We start from the raw sequence: 20,422 nt of genomic DNA on the forward strand, positions 1-20,422 counted from the left end.
CTGTTTACTCCTGGTTATTGTTCATCGCATAAACGCCCAGTCGGCTATTTAAGGTGAATACTTTATTTTGAAATTTAAATGTATTTTTTATTGTGCTATGAGCTTTATTTATAGCCACTAAATACGACTTACCTTTAATACTCAGTTGTACAAGTACTAAGTCATCTTGCTCGGTATATTTAAGTGCCGACACTCGACTAACCGCTTCTAATGTATATTCTTTACTTGGGTTGTATTCACCATGGGGTTCTAATACCGATATAAACGTATGCTGCTTTTGCGCGTTTACACGGCGAATAAAACCGTTTTCATTGCGTAAATTAAATTGCGGATCGTTTGCACCAATTTGAGTAAACAAAAACGACTCGTCACCCTTCACCAAACTGGTTTGCGTATAAAAACGACCGTTATCGTTAAGCCAAGTTACTTTAGCTAAGCCATTTTGTGGTTGTGCCTGCCCTTTTAGCCATAAGTGCTGATAACCATTTTTAGACCCAAGTGCAGCAAGCTGAGTTGTACTGGCTTTTAATTCAAAGCTGGTATCAATAAGCTGACCTTTGTAATGCAGTGGTAAATCAAATTGATGCGCGTTATCGGCAGCAACATTAAATACATCCAGTGCAATGCTGCTTTCAAGCTCTGGTAAATTAATTAATGCCAAGGTACGCTCAAGTTCAACACCTTTATACGCGGTGCTTATTTCACCACTTGATACTGTGCCAAACTCATTGGTTTCAAAAAAGTTTAGTGTAGGATGGTTGTTATTACCCACATCTACATTGGCATTAAAGTGTGTGGTTTCATCAACCACAACAGTATTGTGTGCAACCGTATGCTTGGCATAGGTTTCGTTTTCAGGTAAGTAGCGCCCGCCGTATTTGGCCTCTACATTTAAAAAACGGGCGGCGCCATAATCAGATACAATTTCGTTACCGTGGTCATAAAACTGCCACGTTAACTTATCAAAATGACCGTGGCCTAAACCTTGTGCTGCTGGCTTAAACAATAAAGCCTGATCGCCCCCTACTTGGGTACGCATAACCACTAAAGCACCTTGCTTACCGTCATTACCATCACCAAAAGCAACCGATTTAAACGAATAAGGTTTTGCCATATCGCTATCGAGTGCTTGTGCTACTTTTAAGCCATCGCCAGAGAGAATTATTTGCTCTTGTTGTTTAGCAATATCTAAATAACCCGCGTCGTTTGTTAAGCCATAAGCAGTAGTAACACCATGCACCAGCTCAATGGTATCTATACCTTTGCTTTTTATTGCATCGTTAATTGGGAAAAACAAACCGTTGTAGCTAAGTTGAATAGTGGTATCAATCGCTTTTAATAAAATACCATCGCGGTATTCAAATATTTTTCTTTGTGGTTCGTTGTTTTCAATTGCCTTCGCAAACGTTACAAACGGCAGTAGTGCAAAGCGTTGATAGTAAGGACCTTCGTTGTAGTAACCTTGTGGCGAAAACAGCATTTCTAACTGCTTAATAAAGCCGCCTTTACCCGACTTTTCTAAATCGTATAACGATTTTTCTACCCACTCTGGCTCACCCAGCACATAGCCTGCCATACCTACACCCGCAGTTGCCCACGTACCATGGTTATGTACTTTATTAAATGTTGATGGTTGGCCTACCGATGTAAATAATGAAACCGGGCGTAATAAATCGTTCTCTATTGTTTTAATATTTGCGGCATTTAACGAATCATAAACGAGATCGTATGCTTGTATTGTGTACACAAGCCACATTGCTTCGTTAAGGCTTTGCCAAAAAAACTTACCAGGGTTTTGAGAGTCAACCTTACGCTGTGGGTGTACATCCAATGTTGGATATAATTTGGCGTAATCAAGTAGCATATCGCGCACATAATTGGCGTATTTATCGTCTTGGCTTAGCTGATAAATAATGCCAGCGTTGTACATAAGTTGGTAATTTTTTTTATGGCGTTCATGTGTATAACCACCACCACCATCTTTAGGTACAGGCACTGTAATAGGGTGTGCTATTTGCTCATCTACTTGCGCTTTAAACAGCTCAAACGCAGTGGCAAACTTGCCACTGCTATTAATGCTAATTGCTTGGCGCATGTGCTTAACATCATCTGTAGTAATTACCAAGTTTGGGTGCGCGGCATGCGCACCCAATGATAAAAACAAGGTAGATACCGCTATAGCAACTGTTTTAAAACGTGTTTGGCATTTTAATAAATACATAATATTAATCTGCCTTATTATTTAAAACGTTATTATTTTTTAACACCGCCATGTGAGGGCCATTAACTATTAGCTCTTTAACATTAGGTGTTTTTGTGGCATTAAATGTATTGTTTGAAATCTCAGTTTTTGGCTCCCCTACCGTATGCTCAACAACAATTGGGGCCGATTTAACAAATTCATTTTCTTTAATATTTGTTACCTGAACACCATGCACATAAATGCTTGCTTGTGCTTTATTACGCGCCCCAAAACCAACATTATTAAGCGTGTTATTAATCACTTCTAAATGAGGGCCAAATGTACTTTCGTCTGTACCACCTCGATAAAGCTTAATTAGGCTGCCTTCTACATCATTAAAGGTATTGTTATTAACCGTTACGTATTCAGCGTTATAAACACCTAAATCTTCAATTTCAGTATTTAAGCGTAAAATATCCCCTGTCACATTTGTAAAGCTATTACCTGTTAGAATAATTTCATCAGCCATAGCGCCTTTTCCGGTAACAAAAAAGTGGAATGAATGGTTAATATCTAAAGCAATTAATTTTGAATTGGTCATTACAAAGCGATAGTTATCAAGCATGCCCCACTTTTGCGTACGCACAATGCTATTATCAATAGCATCTGGTGCATATTCACCAGAAATAAGTAGCCCTTCTAGTTTTAAGTTACCGCCATCGTGTATTTCAAATAAGGTAGAGCGTTGAAAGGTAAGTTTTGATTTACCGCTTTGCTTCGCTTTAATGGTCAAGGTTTTATTAATTTCAACAAGCTTAGACACATCATATTGCCCTGGTGCAAGTTCAAGCACATCACCCGACTGTGCATTATCAATAGCATTTAATAACGCACTAGCACTGGCTTTAACAACATGCGTTTTACCTGAGTCAAACTCAACTATTGCTGGTACTTTTGCATACCAACTAACACCGGTGTCTTCTTTTTTAAGTACTTTTAGGTCGCGCTTTGCACCCACATTTACACTTTTAGATGAAGGGTAAAGTAAGCCGTTACTTGCTTTTTCAAGTGTAATACTTTGCTGTTTTACACCATATTCAAGCTCAGAGAGCACTTTAGTATTTGCTATATTGTTACTTAATACTAACCCGCTAACATCATCAAATGTCGAAAATGGTTGCTTAGCGTCTTGATTAATAATTAAATTATTGTTCATTACACTATTTTTTGGTACAGCACTGCGCTCAGCATCGCTACCTGCAGCAAGTTGAATATGACTAACATTTACAAATGTATTGTTTTCAATTGTTGCGTTTTCAACTTGGTGATAACGATTAATAGATGAGTTTGGCACACCGTTCATAACTGTAAAACCACTACCAAAACGATAGCCGGTTAACCCTTGTAGGTAGTTATTTCTAATAATTTGATCTTTATTAATAACGCGAATGCCACCTGTGTGGTCAACACCATTACCAATAAAAATGTTTTCCTCTACAACATTACCGTTACCATGGCGCAGTGTTAATGTGCCACGCGACTCGTAAAATACGTTATTACGAACAATGTTTTTACCGGCTTTAATAGAAACCGTTTCTACTTCACCATTGGTGCGGTCAAAGTAGTTGTTCTCTACTAATGTGTGCGAATCAGTTAATGAATGATGGCTGGTGCCAACTCGTAGGGTTTCACCACCGTTTGAGCCAAAAGTAGGACGATAACCAAAATAGTTGTTATCTATACGGTGGTAATTTTTTTGGCTTTGCACTGAGTTTAAACGAACTGCAACGGTAACCCCTTTGTTTCGTTTACCCACTAAATGGCTATGATCAAAGCGGTTATGTTGTCCATATAAAGCAACCCAGTAATCTGACTCGCGCTTATCTGGATTACTATAATTATCGATCACTATTTGAGTTACGCGTGAATGGTAGGCTAATTCACTTTTATTTCGACGAAATTCTATTACCGCTGAGCTTGGTGTGTAGCCATCTTTAAATACTAAGCCTGAAACCTCTAAGTATTTACCTGCAAGGCGAAGGTTAGATTGACCAGATAAAATTACTTGGCCTTTAGTTTCCGCGGTTAATAAAATTGGGGCGGCTTTACTTCCTTGGCCTGAAAACAAAATTTCGAAATCATTCCAAGTACCATTTTTTAATATTACTTTATCGCCTGCTACTAAATCGGCTGAGATGCTATTAAAGGCTTGTTTATTCTCTACAAAATAATCTTTGGCAGCTAATTGTGTCGATAAGCAACCAGTGAGAACTAGACTAAGCTTTATTATATTCATTAGACGCATAGTTAACTCTTTTTTATTGTGATTTAAATTTAGGCTTTATGAATGTTGAACAACGGTTTTTGTATAAAGCAGTCAATCTAATCAATCGATAATATTGTGTGTTGCGGCGTTTAAACGCTAATTTAAACGCCATTTTGTATTACTTATTTAATTGCTTAAAGTAATCAAAAATTTCTGGTACGTTGCCCTGTCCCATACCCGCATCAAATGCAGCTTGTAGGTTAGCAGAAGAACCTTCGGCAATTTTTGACTCTGTGCCTAAGTCTTCAACCATTTGCAGGAAGTAACCTAAATCTTTGTTTGCATTAGCAATAGAAAAACCAAGATCGCTTACATTATCAACGGCGTAGTTTTTACAAAATTGCATAAATGGAGAGTTTGATGGACCTGTAGACATTATGTCGAAAAGTTGTTGGCGGTCTACACCAGCACGATCAGCCACTGCAAATGCTTGTGACATTGCACATACTGTTGTCATACCCATAAAGTTATTAATTAACTTAGTAGTATGCCCTGCACCTAGCTCACCTAAGTGAAACACGTTTTCGCCTTGATCTTCTAGCACTGGCTTAACTTTATTAAATGTATCAATATCGCCCGCAGCCATAATATTTAATAGACCATCTTTAGCGTGTGCAGGTGTACGACCTAATGGTGCGTCAATCATACCTGCGCCTTTAGCAGCTAAATCTGCACCAATTTTTTTAGTAGATGATGGAATAGATGTACCAAAATCAACTAATACTGCGCCTTCTTTAATACCGGCTAAAATGCCATCTTCGGCGTAAACAATTTTTTCAACAACAGCAGATGTTGTAAGACAAAACATAACAATGTCTGACCCTGCAGCAAGCTCTTTTGCTGTGCTTGCTGTTTTTGCGCCTCTAGAAACACACGCTGCAACCGCCTCTTTGTTAAGATCCATAACAATAAGATCGTAGCCTTTGTTTTGTAAATTCTCGGCCATGTTGCCGCCCATTAAGCCAAGGCCAATAAAACCAATAGTAGGTTTTGACATAAAAAAACTCCCAATAATTGTGACGTATACTTATAGTCGAATTATTTATACACCTGATAAGCACACTTTATTTAAATTTAAATTCATTAAAATTATTTACCAAAAAGCTTTGGCTGCCATAACCAAATTAAGTATCCAATTTTAATCAACCTGAATAATTTAGCTTAATAAACAATCTAATTTTAATTTAGAACTGCTCTTCTCTACATTGATAAAGCGTTACATTAGTAAAGAATTACCCTTGAGAATGTAAACACCGTATTACCAACCACTTTAATTGTCAACCAATATAATTTACCAAGCAACAACAAAGTAAGGTTTAAAACATACTCCTCATTTGAAAATAAAGTTATTAATATGACAAAAAAACAACCACGGAAGGCAAGCCTTTGATTTTAAGTGACTTATATTTATTGCGCACCTACCCAACCTAGTGCACCCAAAAAGACAAATTGGTAATAACACTGTGAATTTAATTTAAAGCTTTTTTGCTTTGTTACTAAAAAGCAGCAGGCATAATTGATGGCTCAACTTATTTCAAGACAATAAAAAGGGGGAATTTATGATTTAAGGAACTAATATTAATTAAATTTAACAAAACTCTCAGAAAAGCTATGCAGGGTAGATGCGCTTTCTTACAGATATAATAAACCTAAATTTAATTTAATAAGAAATGAAAACAATGACTTAAACTAACTATACCTAAGCAACCATGAAAGCCACGGTATTGTTTTTATAGGATAAAGCTATATTGCCAAGCGTTTGATTATTGAAGCTATAAATTGCTAATTTAAAAATATAAGCTAAGTAGAGGTTACAAAGCGAAGTAGTGCTTATCATTTTATACTGAATGCTATTGCTAGGTATTAGGTGCTATGGCGGGTATTCTGATTTATTCACTAAGAAAGTAAGTCATACTTTAACATTACAAATGTTAAAGTTAAACGCTTTGGCTGTTGTTTAAATCAATGTTAGATTAATTGGTTACTTATAAAAAATGAAACCGCTAGAAATATATCAAAACGGTTTCATTGGTTAAATTATATTAAAGTAAGTGTATTAACCAAATACTTTCATACGTTCTTCAACCGGTTTAAACTCCTTGTCGCCTGCTGGCTGATCGATAGCGCCAAATACCATTTGTGCATTCAATTCCCAGTCTGCAGCTATGTTCCACTCATCTGCAACTTTTTGATCGATAACTGGATTATAATGTTGCAGGTTGGCACCAATGTCTAAGCTAGCCAATGCTGTCCAAATCGCATACTGATGCATAGCGCTGCTTTGTTGTGCCCAAATTGGAAATTTGTCAGCATACAAAGGTGCAGCTTCTTGCATGTTTCTTACTACGGCTTTGTCCTCGAAGAACAATACCGTACCTGCACCGGCTCTAAAGCCTGCAATTTTATTTTTAGTACCTTGAAATTTTTCGTCGTCACCAACGATAACTCTAAGCGTTTCTTCAGTAATGTCCCACAGTTTGTGATGCTCATCACCAAACAAAACGACGATACGTGCCGATTGTGAGTTAAAAGCTGATGGCGTATGCAAAACCGCGTGCTCAACAAGCTTAACTACTTCTTCGTTAGAAACTGGCAACTGATCGCTTAGAGCATAGATAGAGCGACGCTTCTGTGCTAATTGTTGTAGATCTTTTAAGTTTGACATTTTCAATTCAGACATGAGTATCTCCTGTGGTTGTTCAAATATTTAAGTAATTAAAAAACTAATCTATTTACAGTTACTTACCTAAAAGTAACCAAAAACCGAGCACTAACAATAAATAATTCATTATCTTTAAAAATAACACTTTATCCAGTACTTCATTAATTTTTACCCCTAACCAATTACCTACAAATGCCAGTGGGAAAAAGGCCAGTGCAGTTAAAATTGTCTCACCTGTTAACAAGCCGAACGATAAAGCTGCAATAAGTTTTATTACATTCATCATTGCGAAAAATATCGCCGCGGTAGCAACAAACTTACCCGGAGTAAGCCCTATCGCTGTGAAATAAATAATAATGGGTGGCCCACCCGCATGCACTAAACTGCTGGTAATACCGGAGAACATGGACATTATCCCCGCGCCAATTTTATTACTGAGAATTTTAAGCGAGCTTTTTTTAAAGAAAATATTTTTAATTGAAAAAACAATACATATTAAGGCGATTATCAAGCGTAAATGCTTTGCATTAATAACGTCTATAATTAAATAAGCAATGAGCACACCTACTATTGCCCCAGGAATTAGGGGCAGAAGTAGTTGATCGTCCCATTTTCGCCAGTAACTTCTTACGCTTAACATGTCGCCAATAATTAATAGTGGCAGCATCAGTGCAATGGCTTGCGCTGCTGGCAATTTTAGCATTAGCAGCGGCACGGCAAACACGCCTAGTGCCCCTGCAAACGCTGATTTTGAAACACCTATCAACACAACAACAGCTGCTATTAAAACAAGTGTTGTAATATCCATACTAGAAATCCGCCGGTAATTCAAACCATAAAGCTTCAAGTTCAGCTGTTGCTTCAAGGTTTAACTCTGTCGCAGGGTCAACCGCAAAGGCATCACCTGCAGCAAATTCTTTACCATCAACCATTACGCTACCTTTTACAATGTGCAGGTAACCAATTTGCTTACCCGAGGCCAGCATAAACGTTTGTTGCGCGTTTAAAACTAAGCGTGACAAGCTTGCATCTTGATTAATTGACAATGCATTTTCGCCGCCCTCTGGTGTAAGTAATGGCGTTAGTGGACCATTTTGCGCAATACTTTTTTGCTCATAACTTGGTTTAATTCCCATTTTATTGGGCTGTATCCAAATTTGTAAAAACTTAACTTGGTCAGTGTTAGATGCATTATATTCTGAATGCATTACGCCACTGCCCGCACTCATACGTTGTACGTCGCCTGCCGGTACAGTGTGCTTATTGCCTTCACTGTCTTCATGCTTTAATGCGCCTTGCATAACATACGAAATAATTTCCATATCGCGGTGCCCGTGCGTCCCAAAACCTTTACCTGGCATAACCATGTCGTCGTTTATTACGCGCAGTGCTGAAACACCCATATGTTTTGGATCGTAGTAACTGCCAAAAGAAAAACTATGTTTGCTTTGCAACCAACCAAGATCGACAGAGCTGCGCTCTTGTGACTTTCTTATATATTTCATTATAAATTCCTTCATCTATTTCAATGAAGCCAGTTTACTACTGTGTTTATACGATTAAAATTAGCTGTTTTAGTATCAATCATTCTATTTAAAAGAATGTTTATTGTAATTCTTCACATTGGTATCTTAGTTCAGCTAAAAAAGCTCTGGCTGCTGGACCTAAGCTGTCGCCATCTTTAAAGATTAAATGCAACTGCATAGAGCGCTTGCTGTTATGTTGCAAAGGGAGTGTTTTGAGTTTGCCCTGTGCTAGTTCATTTTTAATAGAAGTTAAAGGTAGCCAAGCAAAACCTAAACCACTGCAGATCATATCAATAGAAGTACGTAAATGACTCACCGTCCAGCGCTGGTTAGCACCTAACCAGCCTGCATCACTTTTACGATGCATACCTGAGTCGCGCACTACAATTTGACGATGACTTTTTAAATCCTCTGCGGTTAAATCTCTCCCCAAAGAATGTAATGTGTGATCTGGATTAGCAACTGCAATAAAGTCTATTTGGCAAAGTTGCTCACTAAAACCTTCTGTTAATGCAACCGGTGAAATAGCAATATCTACATCAGCATTCTCAATCAGTTCGCTTGCCCCACTCAGTACCGACTCCACCAACTCAATTTGCAGCATTGGGTATTGGGCAGAAACAGTATCAAGCACTTTATACAGCCTTGCTTGTGGAAACATTTCATCAACTGCAATTTTTAGGCTCCCTTCTGTGCCTTGACCAAGAGTATGACCCACTATTTCCAGCTTAGCGGCTTCATCAAGCAAAAAGTTGGCGCGCTTAAGCATTAGCTCACCTGCTTGAGTCAAAACAGTTTTTCGCCCTTCAATTTCAAATAACTTAACATCGAGCGAGCTTTCTATTTTACCCACCGCATTATGAATACTTGACTGGCTTTTATGAATTCCTTGTGAGGCTTGATTAAAGCCACCAAATTGCACCACAGAGCGAAACATTCGCCATTGCTCTAGTGTGACTCTAAGCATGATTACCTCTTATTGCTTTATATTTTATTTTTGTTGTTAATTCTGCAGATTATCTTCAGACAAGTTAAGTTTGAGCAACCCACACCTAGTTATTATGCATAAATAGGTGTGAGTTTTATTCGGATCTCAGGGAAATTATTTGGCCCCATTTGGTCAAAGAAAACAAATGGACCTACCATGCGTTTTTCTTGATGAGGTAAAACGCGTTTTACATTTAACCCACCAATATCATGCTCTTTCGCTTTAAGCACTTTAGCCATAATAAACATCCTCTTAAGTTGCTTTATAAAAATAAACGTATGTTATTTTGATTTTATATACAGTCGATTATCTATAATTCATATTGTAGTTTAACGAAAGCCAACATCCTTTGTTCTTATTTAATTAATGAATAGCGTTACTTTAGCCCGCACCATTCTCTCTTTGAGAATGTGGCACGTCATTGCAATTACACAAAAGATGCAGGTAATTTACATAATCGTTTTTTATTCTTACTTTTAAATTAGGGTCTTATTTTTAGGTTAAAACGTATATACCTATATAAATGTTTATACCTATAACTTGTAAATAGTGCTGCAGCACAAAACAGCAAATAATTTAGCCCGTTTTATCGCAAAGATAATTCATAGCATACAGGGAATTTAACTTATTAAGCTGCCTGTATTTTAAGCTAAAATATAATTTTAACACTAAAATAGTACACTAGCGCAAAAGTATATTTGCATTAATTGCTATTTCTGAGCTTGTGTTTTTTACCCTCAAAGGCTTAATATTTATACTAATCCAAAGCTTAGAAACCGCTAGTACTGCATTGTACTAATGCTTAAACAGGCGTTATTTTAATCAAATTTAACCTTTGGTACATATTTCGTACCAACAGTAAAAGCTCGTATCTAATTAATAAATAACAACAAATAGTTAAACACATTGAAAAAATGCAATTTTTTTAATTTTTTTCTGAACAATTTATTTTCCTCAGCTAACATCTAGCTAGAACATAGCTATTTCCTCACAACTCTACACGCCCTATGATTTGAGCTTTAACAGACTCTATTTGCGGGAAGTAGATACACACCCTGATATGTATTCGAAGTTTATCTTCATCAGTTTTGCAATTTCAGGCAATTAATTGCCCGCATACTGACATCCGGCGAAGGCTAACAAGCCAACTCCGTCAATTTGACCGAATCCACACATGTGGACGTTCTTAAAGATTTTGCTATCTTAAGGCTATACCCCTGCGCGTCAGAAAAGCCATAAATTTAGCGAAAGGTGCACTGCTGGGCCGATATAAAAGGTATATGTTGGAATGATGACACTTTCCTCCATGCCCGTAACACATCGGGCAGACGCTAAATCTGGGCATAGCTTTGATGCCAATCGCCACTGGGCGGCTTCTTTAACGCTCGGCTTCTGTGCTCAAAACAGCGGCGATACACGTGTTACGCGCATGAATATTGCTCGTCATTATGGTCCATTACGTGTGCAAAGACCTTTTTACCCTGAAGGCAAAGATGGTTGCTGTCACGTGTATTTACTGCATCCGCCCGGTGGGGTTGTGAGTGGCGATGCGCTCAATATCGATATTTCGCTCACTAAAGGTGCGCATAGTTTAATTACCACACCTGCTGCCAATAAGCTTTATAAAGCCGACAGCAACGGGGTTGCATGGAGCCAAACTACTAATTTAAAAGTGGATGACAACGCCATTTTAGAGTGGTTACCGCAAGAAACCCTCGCCTTTGATGGCTCTCGTGGGCTGCAAGTATTTAACATTGAACTGGCTAAAACAGCTAAGTGCCTAGGCTGGGAAATACTAGGCCTTGGTCGCCCTGCCAGTGATTTGCCCTTTGCTACTGGCTGTATTGAGCAGCGTTTTAAGTTAACCCAAGACGGTAAGCCATTGTGGTTAGAGCGTCAAAATTTAGACCCCACTCACCCTAGATTTAACGGTAAATGGGGCCAAGGTGGTGCTACCGTACATGGCACATTTTGGACTGTTGGCTTAAACGATCCAGCAGCAGCTATTGCTGCACTGCGTGAACAACTACCGCCCAGTAATAATTGGGCCGCTACCTACCGCCGTGACGTTTTATTAGTGCGCTATTTAGGGCACGAACGTAACCAAGTATGGAAATTATTTGAACAGGTACGCAACATACTTCGCCCGCTATTAAGCGGACATCAAGCCACCATACCACGGATTTGGTTAACCTAATTTTTAACTGTTTGTCATGGCTAAAAATAACAACAATAATTCTATCGCCTATGCTCTTTAGGTGATTAATTAAACACTATTATTTACCAAGGTGTTAATTATAAGCAGAGCCTAGTTATTGCTTATGATTAGCCTCTTGGCTGAAGAAAACTGTACCGATATTTTAAACATATCGTCTTAGCTTTTGCTTAGGCGAACACACTACCTGTGCCAATTAGTCATAGGTAATTAATATAACAACATCGAGGACTATGGAGTTAGCGATGGAATTAACACCCAGAGATAAAGATAAATTAATGTTATTCACTGCAGGTTTACTTGCAGAGCGACGCAAAGCCAAAGGGCTAAAACTAAATTACCCAGAAGCAATTGCTCTAATCACCTGCGCTATTATGGAAGGTGCGCGCGAAGGGCGCACAGTGGCAGAAATGATGGCATTGGGTCGTGAAATGTTGACCCGCGACGATGTAATGGAAGGCATTGCTGAGATGATTCAAGACGTACAAGTAGAAGCAACGTTTCCTGACGGTACCAAACTGGTCACTGTGCATAACCCTATAGTTTAAGGAAGTTCGTTATGATTCCAGGTGAATATCAACTAAAAAGTGGCGATATTGAACTGTGTGTTGGCCGTAAAAGCATCACCATTAATGTTGCTAATAAAGGGGATCGACCTGTACAGGTTGGCTCTCATTACCACTTTGCCGAAAGTAACCCAGCACTGAGTTTTGATCGCGAGCAAGCCTATGGTTATCGCTTAGCTATTGCTGCTGGTTTAGCAATTCGCTTTGAACCAGGACAAACCCGTGAAGTATCTTTGATCCCCTATTCAGGTTTACGTCGTCTTTACGGTTTTCGTGGTGAAGTAATGGGACCTTTAGACAATAAACCTAAACAGGAGAGCGTGTAATGAAAATATCTCGTCAAGCCTATGCTGACATGTATGGCCCAACCACGGGTGATAGAATTCGTTTAGGTGATACCGAATTATGGGTCGAAATAGAACACGACCATACCCATTATGGTGAAGAAGTAAAATTTGGTGGCGGTAAAGTTATTCGTGATGGCATGGGTCAAAGCCAACGCTGTGATGACGCCGTTATGGACACGGTTATCACTAACGCAGTGATTATCGACTGGTGGGGTATTATTAAAGCCGACGTGGGTTTAAAAAATGGCCGCATTGCTGCTATTGGCAAATCTGGCAACCCTGATACACAGCCCGATATAGACATTATTATTGGCCCAGGTACCGAAATTATTGCCGGTGAAGGTCAAATTTTGACCGCCGGTGGCGTTGATACCCACGTGCACTATATTTGCCCACAACAAGTTGACGAAGCGCTCATGAGTGGCCTAACCACCATGATTGGCGGCGGCACTGGCCCAGCAACAGGCTCAGTAGCTACAACACATACACCGGGGCCATGGCATTTAGGCAAAATGATGCAAGCCGTGGACGATTTACCGATTAATATTGGTTTTCTAGGTAAAGGCAGCGCAAGTACTCCCGAAGCACTTGAGCAACAAATTAAAGCCGGCGCTATGAGTTTAAAAATTCATGAAGATTGGGGCGCAGCACCCGCTTCTATTAGCAATGCTTTAGATGTTGCCGATCGCTACGACATTCAAGTTGCCATTCATGCTGATAGCCTCAATGAATCTGGTTTCGTGCAAGATACTTTAGAGGCATTTAAAGATCGTTGTATCCACACCTACCATACTGAAGGTGCCGGTGGTGGCCACGCCCCTGATATTATTGTTGCTTGTGCTATGCCTAATGTGTTGCCGTCGTCAACTAACCCGACTCGCCCATACACTATTAATACCGTGGATGAGCACCTTGATATGTTGATGGGTTGTCATCACCTCGACCCTACCATTCCTGAAGATGTAGCCTTTGCCGACTCACGTATTCGCCGTGAAACAATTGCGGCCGAAGATATTCTTCATGATATGGGCGTTATTTCGATGATGTCCTCTGACTCGCAAGCCATGGGTCGCATTGGCGAAGTAGTGTGTCGTACGTGGCAAACCGCTCATAAAATGCGCGTGCAACGTGGTTTATTACCAGAAGATGAAGCACTGGGCGCCGATAACTTTCGCGCAAAACGTTACATTGCCAAATACACTATTAACCCAGCCATCACTCACGGTATAAGCCATGAAGTAGGCTCAATAGAAGTGGGTAAATTTGCAGATTTAGTACTGTGGAAACCGCCATTTTTTGGGGTTAAACCATCAATTATATTAAAAGGCGGCATGATTGCAGGTGCGGCAATGGGCGATCCAAACGCAGCTATTTCTACACCACAACCAGTACATTACCGCCGTATGTTTGGTGCATTAGGTAAAGCAGTAAGTGCAACACGTATGACCTTTGTAAGCCAAGCTGCTATGAATACTGGGCTTGAAGAAAAGCTCGGTTTGAAAAGCCAGCTTGTGGCCTGTAAAAATGTGCGACAAGTGCGTAAATGCGATATGAAGCTCAATGATGCTTGCCCGGTATTAACGGTAGATCCGCAAACGTATGAGGTTCACGCTGACGGTGTATTACTTACCTGCGAACCTGCGACTGAATTACCGTTAGCCCAGCGCTACCATTTGTTTTAATCCATTTTTAGGACAATTTAATGTTTGAATTAACAAAAAGAATAGATAGCAACACACAAGATGCTGTGTTTGACACCCTCACCTTGCCATACGAGTTACGTATTCGTGGTCGCCTAAAAGCAGTGACTGACAATGGTCATGATGTTGGTTTATTTCTTGACCGTGGCCCAGTGCTTCGAAATGGCGATTTACTGCGTGCCAGCAGCGGCGAAGTATTTAGTATTAGCGCTGCCGATGAGCCGGTTACCACTGCATACATAGAAAACGGCTTGCCTTTGGCACGTTTATGTTACCACTTAGGTAACCGCCATGTGTCACTTGCAATTGGCGTTGATGCCGATGGTCGCCATTGGATACGTTTTCCGCCAGATCATGTATTAGAAGAGTTAGCGGTACTTTTAGGCGCGCAATTAACGCACCATCAAGCACCGTTTGATCCAGAATCTGGTGCATATGCACACGCGGGTCGTGAGCAATCGCATGCTCACTCCCATGAACATTCACATGCCGATGGTCATACTCATGCACACTAATACTGAGCCAACACAAAGCAGTGATCTGGCATTATTAGGCTTGATGCAATTGATCAGCCCTGCGCTGCCAATTGGTGCTTTTGCTTGGTCTCAGGGGTTAGAAAGCGCGTTTGAACTTGGCTGGGTTACTAATGAGCAACAACTTGGCGAATGGTTAGAAGGTGTGCTTGACGACGGTTTAACGCGCTGCGAATTACCGGTACTTGCTCGGCTACAAAACTGCTGGGCTAAAAGCGACAGCGAAGGTTTAAGCTACTGGAACGAATGGCTACATGCAAATCGTGAAACTGCCGAATTAAGCGATGAAGATACTCGCTTAGGCTTAGCCCTGATGCGTTTGCTCAACAGTTTACAGTTACAGCCACAAATCGAGCAAGGTCATGCAGCATTACCGCAAGACCCAGGTTATGTCACCGTTTTTGCCTGGTTAGCCCAACAACGACAAATTCCAGTACGCCAAAGCTTACTCGGGTTTGTTTGGGGCTGGTTAGAAAACCAACTGGCGGTTGCCTGTAAAGCAATGCCGCTTGGGCACACGGCAGCGCAGCGTTTAATTGAGCAATTACGACCTAAAATGGTTATCGCAATCGACACTGCATTAGCATTAGCCGACGACCAACTTGGGCCAATTATGCCTGGCTTAGCGCTTGGTAGTGCACAGCACGAAACACAATATTCAAGATTATTTCGAAGCTAATACGCTTCTATATACACAAGGAAAACAGCAATGACACATTGTTTACGAATCGGCGTTGGCGGCCCAGTTGGCTCTGGCAAAACAGCTTTATTACGTCAATTATGTAAAGCATTGAAAGATCACTATGATATAGCCGTGGTTACAAACGATATTTATACCCGCGAAGATGCTGACTTTTTACTTAAACACGACGCACTCCCAGCGGACCGTATTTTAGGAGTAGAAACAGGTGGTTGCCCACATACGGCAATTCGTGAAGATGCTTCTATGAACTTAGCTGCGATTGACGACTTACAAGCACGCCACCCCAATTTAGAAATAGTACTGGTTGAATCTGGCGGCGATAACTTATCAGCTACTTTCAGCCCAGAGCTTTCTGATTTAACACTTTATGTGATTGACGTGTCTGCTGGCGACAAAATTCCACGTAAAGGTGGCCCAGGTATCACTAAGTCTGACTTATTAATAATTAATAAAATTGATATCGCAGAATATGTACATGCTTCGTTAGAGGTAATGGAACGTGACTCGAAAAAAATGCGCGGTGAACGCCCTTTCGTTTTTGCTAACCTTTACGATGGTGTTGGCTTAGAAGAAATCATCAGCTTTATTTTAAAGCAAGGCATGTTACCTGAACGCCGACCTGGCAAACCAAATAGTATTAATTAAGCAACACAACTTTTAATCAAAACACAATTCAATAGTAAAAAATATAAACGGAGAATAGTATGAAAATAATGACCAAATTACTGATGGGATTAGGCCTAATGCTAACAGCTACTGCAGCTTTAGCCCACCCTGGTCATGGCGTTGAAACCCATAACGGTTTTCTTAGTGGCTTGTTACATCCACTTATGGGTATTGACCACTTATTAGCAATGGCAGCAATTGGCTTTTGGAGTATTCGCCAAAGCACAGCAATGAAACGCGGCGCGCCATTATTTGTAGTTGGCGGCATGGTTTTAGGTGCGGCCCTTGCTTGGAGTGGCTTAAGCTTTGCAGGCGTTGAAACCGGTATTGCAATGACCGTATTACTAGCCGGTATTTTAATTGCCACTATGGCTAAATTACCAACCGTATTAGGCGCAAGCTTAGTCGCTTTATTTATGCTTACACATGGTTATGCCCACGGTGCAGAAATGGCTGAAGGCGCAAGTATATTGAGCTACATGGCAGGCTTTGTTATTGCTACTTTAGCTATCACCTTTATTGGTCGTGGTTTAGGCACACTTATGCTAAAAGCTGATAACCGCGCTACCCGTGCACTTGGCGGTGTTGTTGCTGTAATTGGTGGCGTATTGGCAGTTGGCTAATAGCAACTGAATTTATTATCCCCATTAGGGTAGCTTTACTGTCGCTAACATAGTTGATGCTATGGTTACCCTTACCTTCAAATCAATGACTATCGAGCAGCAGCTAGATAGTCTGCGAGAATAAACCCACTTTTAATGTGGTCAATTTAAACCTCATTATAACTATCTCAGCTAGGAGAAATATCAAGATGAGCGGCACAATCATAAAGCTTTCAAGAAACACCAATAATGCACCAAGCTGCACTGTAGCTACACAAACAGTTGCTTTTTCGCATTACAATAATATTTCAGCACAATTACCGATTGATCCTAAAAGCGGTAACATTGTGGCTGATGATATAAAAACACAGGCAAAACAGTGTTTAACAAATATTAAAGCGGTTATTGAAAGTATTGATCATGTTATGGACGATGTGATTAAAATTAATGTGTTTTTAAAAAACATCACAGATATTGATGCTGTAAACGACGTATACGCTAGTTTCTTCCAAGACTACTTACCAACACGCACAACAGTTGCCGTGGCAGCTTTACCGCTAGAGGGGGCATTAGTACAAATGGATGCGCTTATCTCTAATGGCGAAGGCACTACACCACAAGCGCCTTGCGATTTAATTAAAGTAGCAAAAAATAGCAATAATGCACCTATATGCCCAGTATCTACGCATACGGTTGCTTTTTCTCATTACAATAATATTTCTGCTCAGTTACCTGTCGATCCTAAATCGGGAGAAATAGTAACCGGTGGTATAAAAAATCAGACTAAACAGTGTTTAAGTAATATTAAAGCTATTTTAGAGAGTATTGACGTACCCTTTGACGACATAGTTAAGGTAAATATATTTGTTAAAAACCCGGCAGATATTGACGCAATAAACGAAGTTTATACAACCTTTTTTCCAGACTCAGCTATTGCCAGAGCTGTAGCTTACGTACCAGCAAGATCAACCATGGTTGTTGCAGCACTACCTATGGATGCTTTAGTACAAATTGATGCAGTTATATCCCATGGAGATGGCACACCACCACAAGCAGTTGAGGACAGACACGGCATTATTATTAGAGCAAGTAACACACAAAATGCACCAATTAATGCCCTATCTACACAAACAGTGGCATTTTCGCACTACAACCATATTTCAGCACAATTACCCATTGATGCAAAAACGGCTAATCTTGTAGCTGATGACGTAACAACACAAGCAACACAGTGCTTAAACAATATTAAAGCCATTGTAGAGAGTATTGATCATGTTATGGACGACCTTGTAAAAGTTAACATTCAAGTTAAAAACATTAGCGATATTGCCGCTATTGATAAAGTGTACGCCAGCTTCTTTAAAGGTGATTTGCCAGCAAGAACTGTGGTAGGCGTATCAGCTATCCCTATGAACGCGCTAGTACAAATTGATGCGGTAGTGTCTAACGCTGAAGGTACGCCACCTAAGTTATAATTGTAAACTGGGTTTATAAGCAATGGTGATTAATCACCAACTAAATACAAACATGACTTTAAACGTTAAGTTTGCATAAATAAGGGCAGCGCAAAATCCACTCGGATCTCTACGCTGCCCTTTTTAATTTTTGCGTCTCCACTATTATCTTGAATTTAGGTAATTAAATACAGATTGCACAATATTGAATACAAAAGCTGCCCAATATTTCTGTGTACATAATAATTTCACCTAGTCATAAGTGTATTTTAAATATACGACATTATGTTTACCTGCTTCCCTATTAGCTGGTAACGGCTCGTGCTATGGTTGAAACGTAAACTAGTTAAAAATAAAAGTGTTTAATAAATATGTATTAAATACTCAGTGCACATTCTAATCGTTAACATTAAACGAATAAGGATAAAAAATGAGTAATAATGTAGATATTAATAATCGCCCTGATTACGACCATGTAATACAAGATATAGCTGATTATGTATTAAATTATAAAGTAAGCAGCAAGGAAGCACTCAATACTGCCCGTAACTGTTTAATAGACACTTTAGGGTGTGGGCTATTAGCGCTGCGATTTCCTGAATGCAGCAAACTCCTCGGCCCTATAGTAGCAGGTACTATTGTGCCTAATGGTGCACGCGTACCGGGCACATCTTTGGTACTCGACCCTGTAAAAGCGGCATGGGATATTGGCTGTATTATTCGCTGGCTCGATTATAACGATACTTGGTTGGCCGCCGAATGGGGTCATCCGTCAGATAACTTAGGTGCTATTTTAGCCGTTGCTGATCATCTATCTCAAGTGAGACTGAGCAAGGGTGAACAACCTTTAAAAATGCGCGAAGTGCTAGAAGCCATGATCATGGCGCATGAAATTCAAGGCGTAATAGCGCTAAAAAATTCGTTTAATCGGGTGGGTTTATGCCACGTATTATTAGTACGGGTTGCATCTACTGCGGTTACCACTAAAATGATGGGCGGCAATAAACAACAAATTATGGCCGCTATATCACAAGCTTGGGTAGATGGCTCAGCGCTGCGTACCTATAGGCATGCACCCAATGCAGGCTCTCGTAAATCATGGGCTGCTGGCGATGCAACTTCCCGAGCTGTTCATTTAGCTGATATATCTATGCGTGGTGAAATGGGCATTCCAAGCGTGTTAACAGCCCCGCAATGGGGGTTTTATGATGTCTCTTTTTCTAAAACCAACAAAGACCAAGCACTTAAACCTGAGGCCGAACGGCAGTTTTTATTCACCCAAGACTACGGCAGTTATGTTATGGAAAATATTTTATTTAAAATATCGTTTCCTGCTGAGTTTCATGCCCAAACAGCCGCTGAAGCGTCGGTTATTTTACATCCTCAGGTAAAAGATCGGTTAGCTGATATTGATAAAATTGTTGTGCGTACTCACGAGTCGGCCATTCGTATTATTTCAAAAACGGGTTCCCTTGCTAACGCAGCCGATCGCGATCATTGTTTACAATACATGATTGCAGTGCCGTTAATATTTGGCAATTTAACCGCTGATCATTACGAAGACGAATTTCATAACGCACACCCGATTATTGATGAGCTGCGCAACAAAATGCACATTGTAGAAGATGCACGCTTTACCAAAGAATATTTAGAGGATGATAAACGCTCTATCGCCAATGCTATTCAGGTTTTCTTTAAAGATGGCAGTAGCACCGAGGACACAGTTATAGAATACCCTGTGGGTCATCGTCGCCGTCGTGAAGAAGGGATACCACTATTGGAGCAAAAATTTAAAGCTAATTTAGCATCCCGCTTTGAAAATCAACAATGCCACACTATTTTCACGCTTTGTAAAAATCAAACAGCGCTTGAGGCCATGCCTGTAAATAGCTTTATGGACTTATTTGTTATTGAGTAAGTACACCGCTGGCTAGTTTATTAAAGCGCGTAAA

At 40.0% G+C, this 20,422-nt stretch carries 18 protein-coding genes; 10 read left to right on the plus strand and 8 right to left on the minus strand.

The features are described 5' to 3' along the window. Nucleotides 1-4 precede the first annotated feature (4 nt). The 8 genes from RB215_RS08545 to RB215_RS08580 form a co-directional block, all read right to left on the minus strand. Nucleotides 5-2,221 carry a heparinase II/III family protein gene (locus RB215_RS08545; protein ID WP_309216219.1) on the minus strand — a complete coding sequence of 739 codons (2,217 nt, stop codon included), beginning with the start codon at nucleotides 2,219-2,221 and terminating at the stop codon, nucleotides 5-7. Nucleotides 2,222-2,225: 4 nt separating this feature from the next. Further along, on the minus strand, nucleotides 2,226-4,487 hold the full coding sequence (locus tag RB215_RS08550; protein WP_309216220.1) for a chondroitinase-B domain-containing protein: 2,262 nt from the start codon (nucleotides 4,485-4,487) through the stop codon (nucleotides 2,226-2,228). A gap of 139 nt (nucleotides 4,488-4,626) precedes the next feature. Then, entirely contained in the window at nucleotides 4,627-5,505 is an 879-nt protein-coding gene (locus RB215_RS08555; RefSeq protein WP_182683406.1) for an NAD(P)-dependent oxidoreductase, read from the minus strand. A 1,059-nt stretch (nucleotides 5,506-6,564) separates the two neighbouring features. Continuing rightward, nucleotides 6,565-7,188, minus strand: a complete 624-nt coding sequence (locus tag RB215_RS08560) for a nitroreductase family protein (RefSeq protein WP_217896478.1) — start codon at nucleotides 7,186-7,188, stop codon at nucleotides 6,565-6,567. 58 nt (nucleotides 7,189-7,246) lie between these two features. After that, on the minus strand, nucleotides 7,247-7,978 hold the full coding sequence (locus RB215_RS08565) for a sulfite exporter TauE/SafE family protein (protein ID WP_192532094.1): 732 nt from the start codon (nucleotides 7,976-7,978) through the stop codon (nucleotides 7,247-7,249). Nucleotide 7,979: 1 nt separating this feature from the next. After that, nucleotides 7,980-8,675 (minus strand): pirin family protein, encoded by a 696-nt coding sequence (locus RB215_RS08570; protein ID WP_193038396.1) that lies wholly within the window; start codon nucleotides 8,673-8,675, stop codon nucleotides 7,980-7,982. Between the two features lie 100 nt (nucleotides 8,676-8,775). Beyond that, nucleotides 8,776-9,663 (minus strand): LysR family transcriptional regulator, encoded by an 888-nt coding sequence (locus RB215_RS08575; protein WP_089368414.1) that lies wholly within the window; start codon nucleotides 9,661-9,663, stop codon nucleotides 8,776-8,778. A gap of 92 nt (nucleotides 9,664-9,755) precedes the next feature. Next, nucleotides 9,756-9,923 carry a hypothetical protein gene (locus RB215_RS08580; protein ID WP_157696008.1) on the minus strand — a complete coding sequence of 56 codons (168 nt, stop codon included), beginning with the start codon at nucleotides 9,921-9,923 and terminating at the stop codon, nucleotides 9,756-9,758. Between the two features lie 1,049 nt (nucleotides 9,924-10,972). Here RB215_RS08580 and RB215_RS08585 point away from each other — a divergent pair. The 10 genes from RB215_RS08585 (at nucleotide 10,973) to RB215_RS08630 (ending at nucleotide 20,388) form a co-directional block, all read left to right on the plus strand. After that, nucleotides 10,973-11,881 carry an urease accessory protein UreD gene (locus tag RB215_RS08585; protein ID WP_179807370.1) on the plus strand — a complete coding sequence of 303 codons (909 nt, stop codon included), beginning with the start codon at nucleotides 10,973-10,975 and terminating at the stop codon, nucleotides 11,879-11,881. Nucleotides 11,882-12,144: 263 nt separating this feature from the next. Beyond that, nucleotides 12,145-12,447: an urease subunit gamma gene (gene ureA, locus RB215_RS08590; RefSeq protein ID WP_011328433.1), complete on the plus strand. Its 303-nt coding sequence runs from the start codon at nucleotides 12,145-12,147 to the stop codon at nucleotides 12,445-12,447. An 11-nt stretch (nucleotides 12,448-12,458) separates the two neighbouring features. Next, nucleotides 12,459-12,791: an urease subunit beta gene (locus RB215_RS08595; RefSeq protein WP_011328434.1), complete on the plus strand. Its 333-nt coding sequence runs from the start codon at nucleotides 12,459-12,461 to the stop codon at nucleotides 12,789-12,791. Next, complete coding sequence (gene ureC / locus RB215_RS08600; RefSeq protein ID WP_309216221.1) at nucleotides 12,791-14,494, plus strand: urease subunit alpha; 1,704 nt, start codon at nucleotides 12,791-12,793, stop codon at nucleotides 14,492-14,494. The genes RB215_RS08595 and ureC overlap by 1 nt, the downstream gene beginning before the upstream one ends. 20 nt (nucleotides 14,495-14,514) lie before the next feature. After that, on the plus strand, nucleotides 14,515-15,027 hold the full coding sequence (gene ureE / locus RB215_RS08605; protein ID WP_197108154.1) for an urease accessory protein UreE: 513 nt from the start codon (nucleotides 14,515-14,517) through the stop codon (nucleotides 15,025-15,027). Continuing rightward, nucleotides 15,017-15,724, plus strand: coding sequence for an urease accessory protein UreF (locus RB215_RS08610; protein ID WP_197108153.1), 708 nt, complete (start codon nucleotides 15,017-15,019; stop codon nucleotides 15,722-15,724). Before ureE ends, RB215_RS08610 begins: the two co-directional genes overlap by 11 nt. Before the next feature lie 30 nt (nucleotides 15,725-15,754). After that, on the plus strand, nucleotides 15,755-16,393 hold the full coding sequence (ureG, locus tag RB215_RS08615) for an urease accessory protein UreG (protein WP_089368417.1): 639 nt from the start codon (nucleotides 15,755-15,757) through the stop codon (nucleotides 16,391-16,393). 59 nt (nucleotides 16,394-16,452) lie between these two features. Continuing rightward, on the plus strand, nucleotides 16,453-17,037 hold the full coding sequence (locus RB215_RS08620; RefSeq protein WP_179807373.1) for a HupE/UreJ family protein: 585 nt from the start codon (nucleotides 16,453-16,455) through the stop codon (nucleotides 17,035-17,037). Nucleotides 17,038-17,225: 188 nt separating this feature from the next. Beyond that, nucleotides 17,226-18,491, plus strand: coding sequence for a RidA family protein (locus RB215_RS08625; RefSeq protein ID WP_208833874.1), 1,266 nt, complete (start codon nucleotides 17,226-17,228; stop codon nucleotides 18,489-18,491). 409 nt (nucleotides 18,492-18,900) lie between these two features. After that, entirely contained in the window at nucleotides 18,901-20,388 is a 1,488-nt protein-coding gene (locus RB215_RS08630; RefSeq protein ID WP_309216222.1) for a bifunctional 2-methylcitrate dehydratase/aconitate hydratase, read from the plus strand. The last annotated feature ends 34 nt before the right edge of the window (nucleotides 20,389-20,422 follow it).

Source organism: Pseudoalteromonas sp. HL-AS2 (assembly GCF_031198805.1).
Classification (GTDB): Bacteria; Pseudomonadota; Gammaproteobacteria; order Enterobacterales; family Alteromonadaceae; genus Pseudoalteromonas; species Pseudoalteromonas nigrifaciens.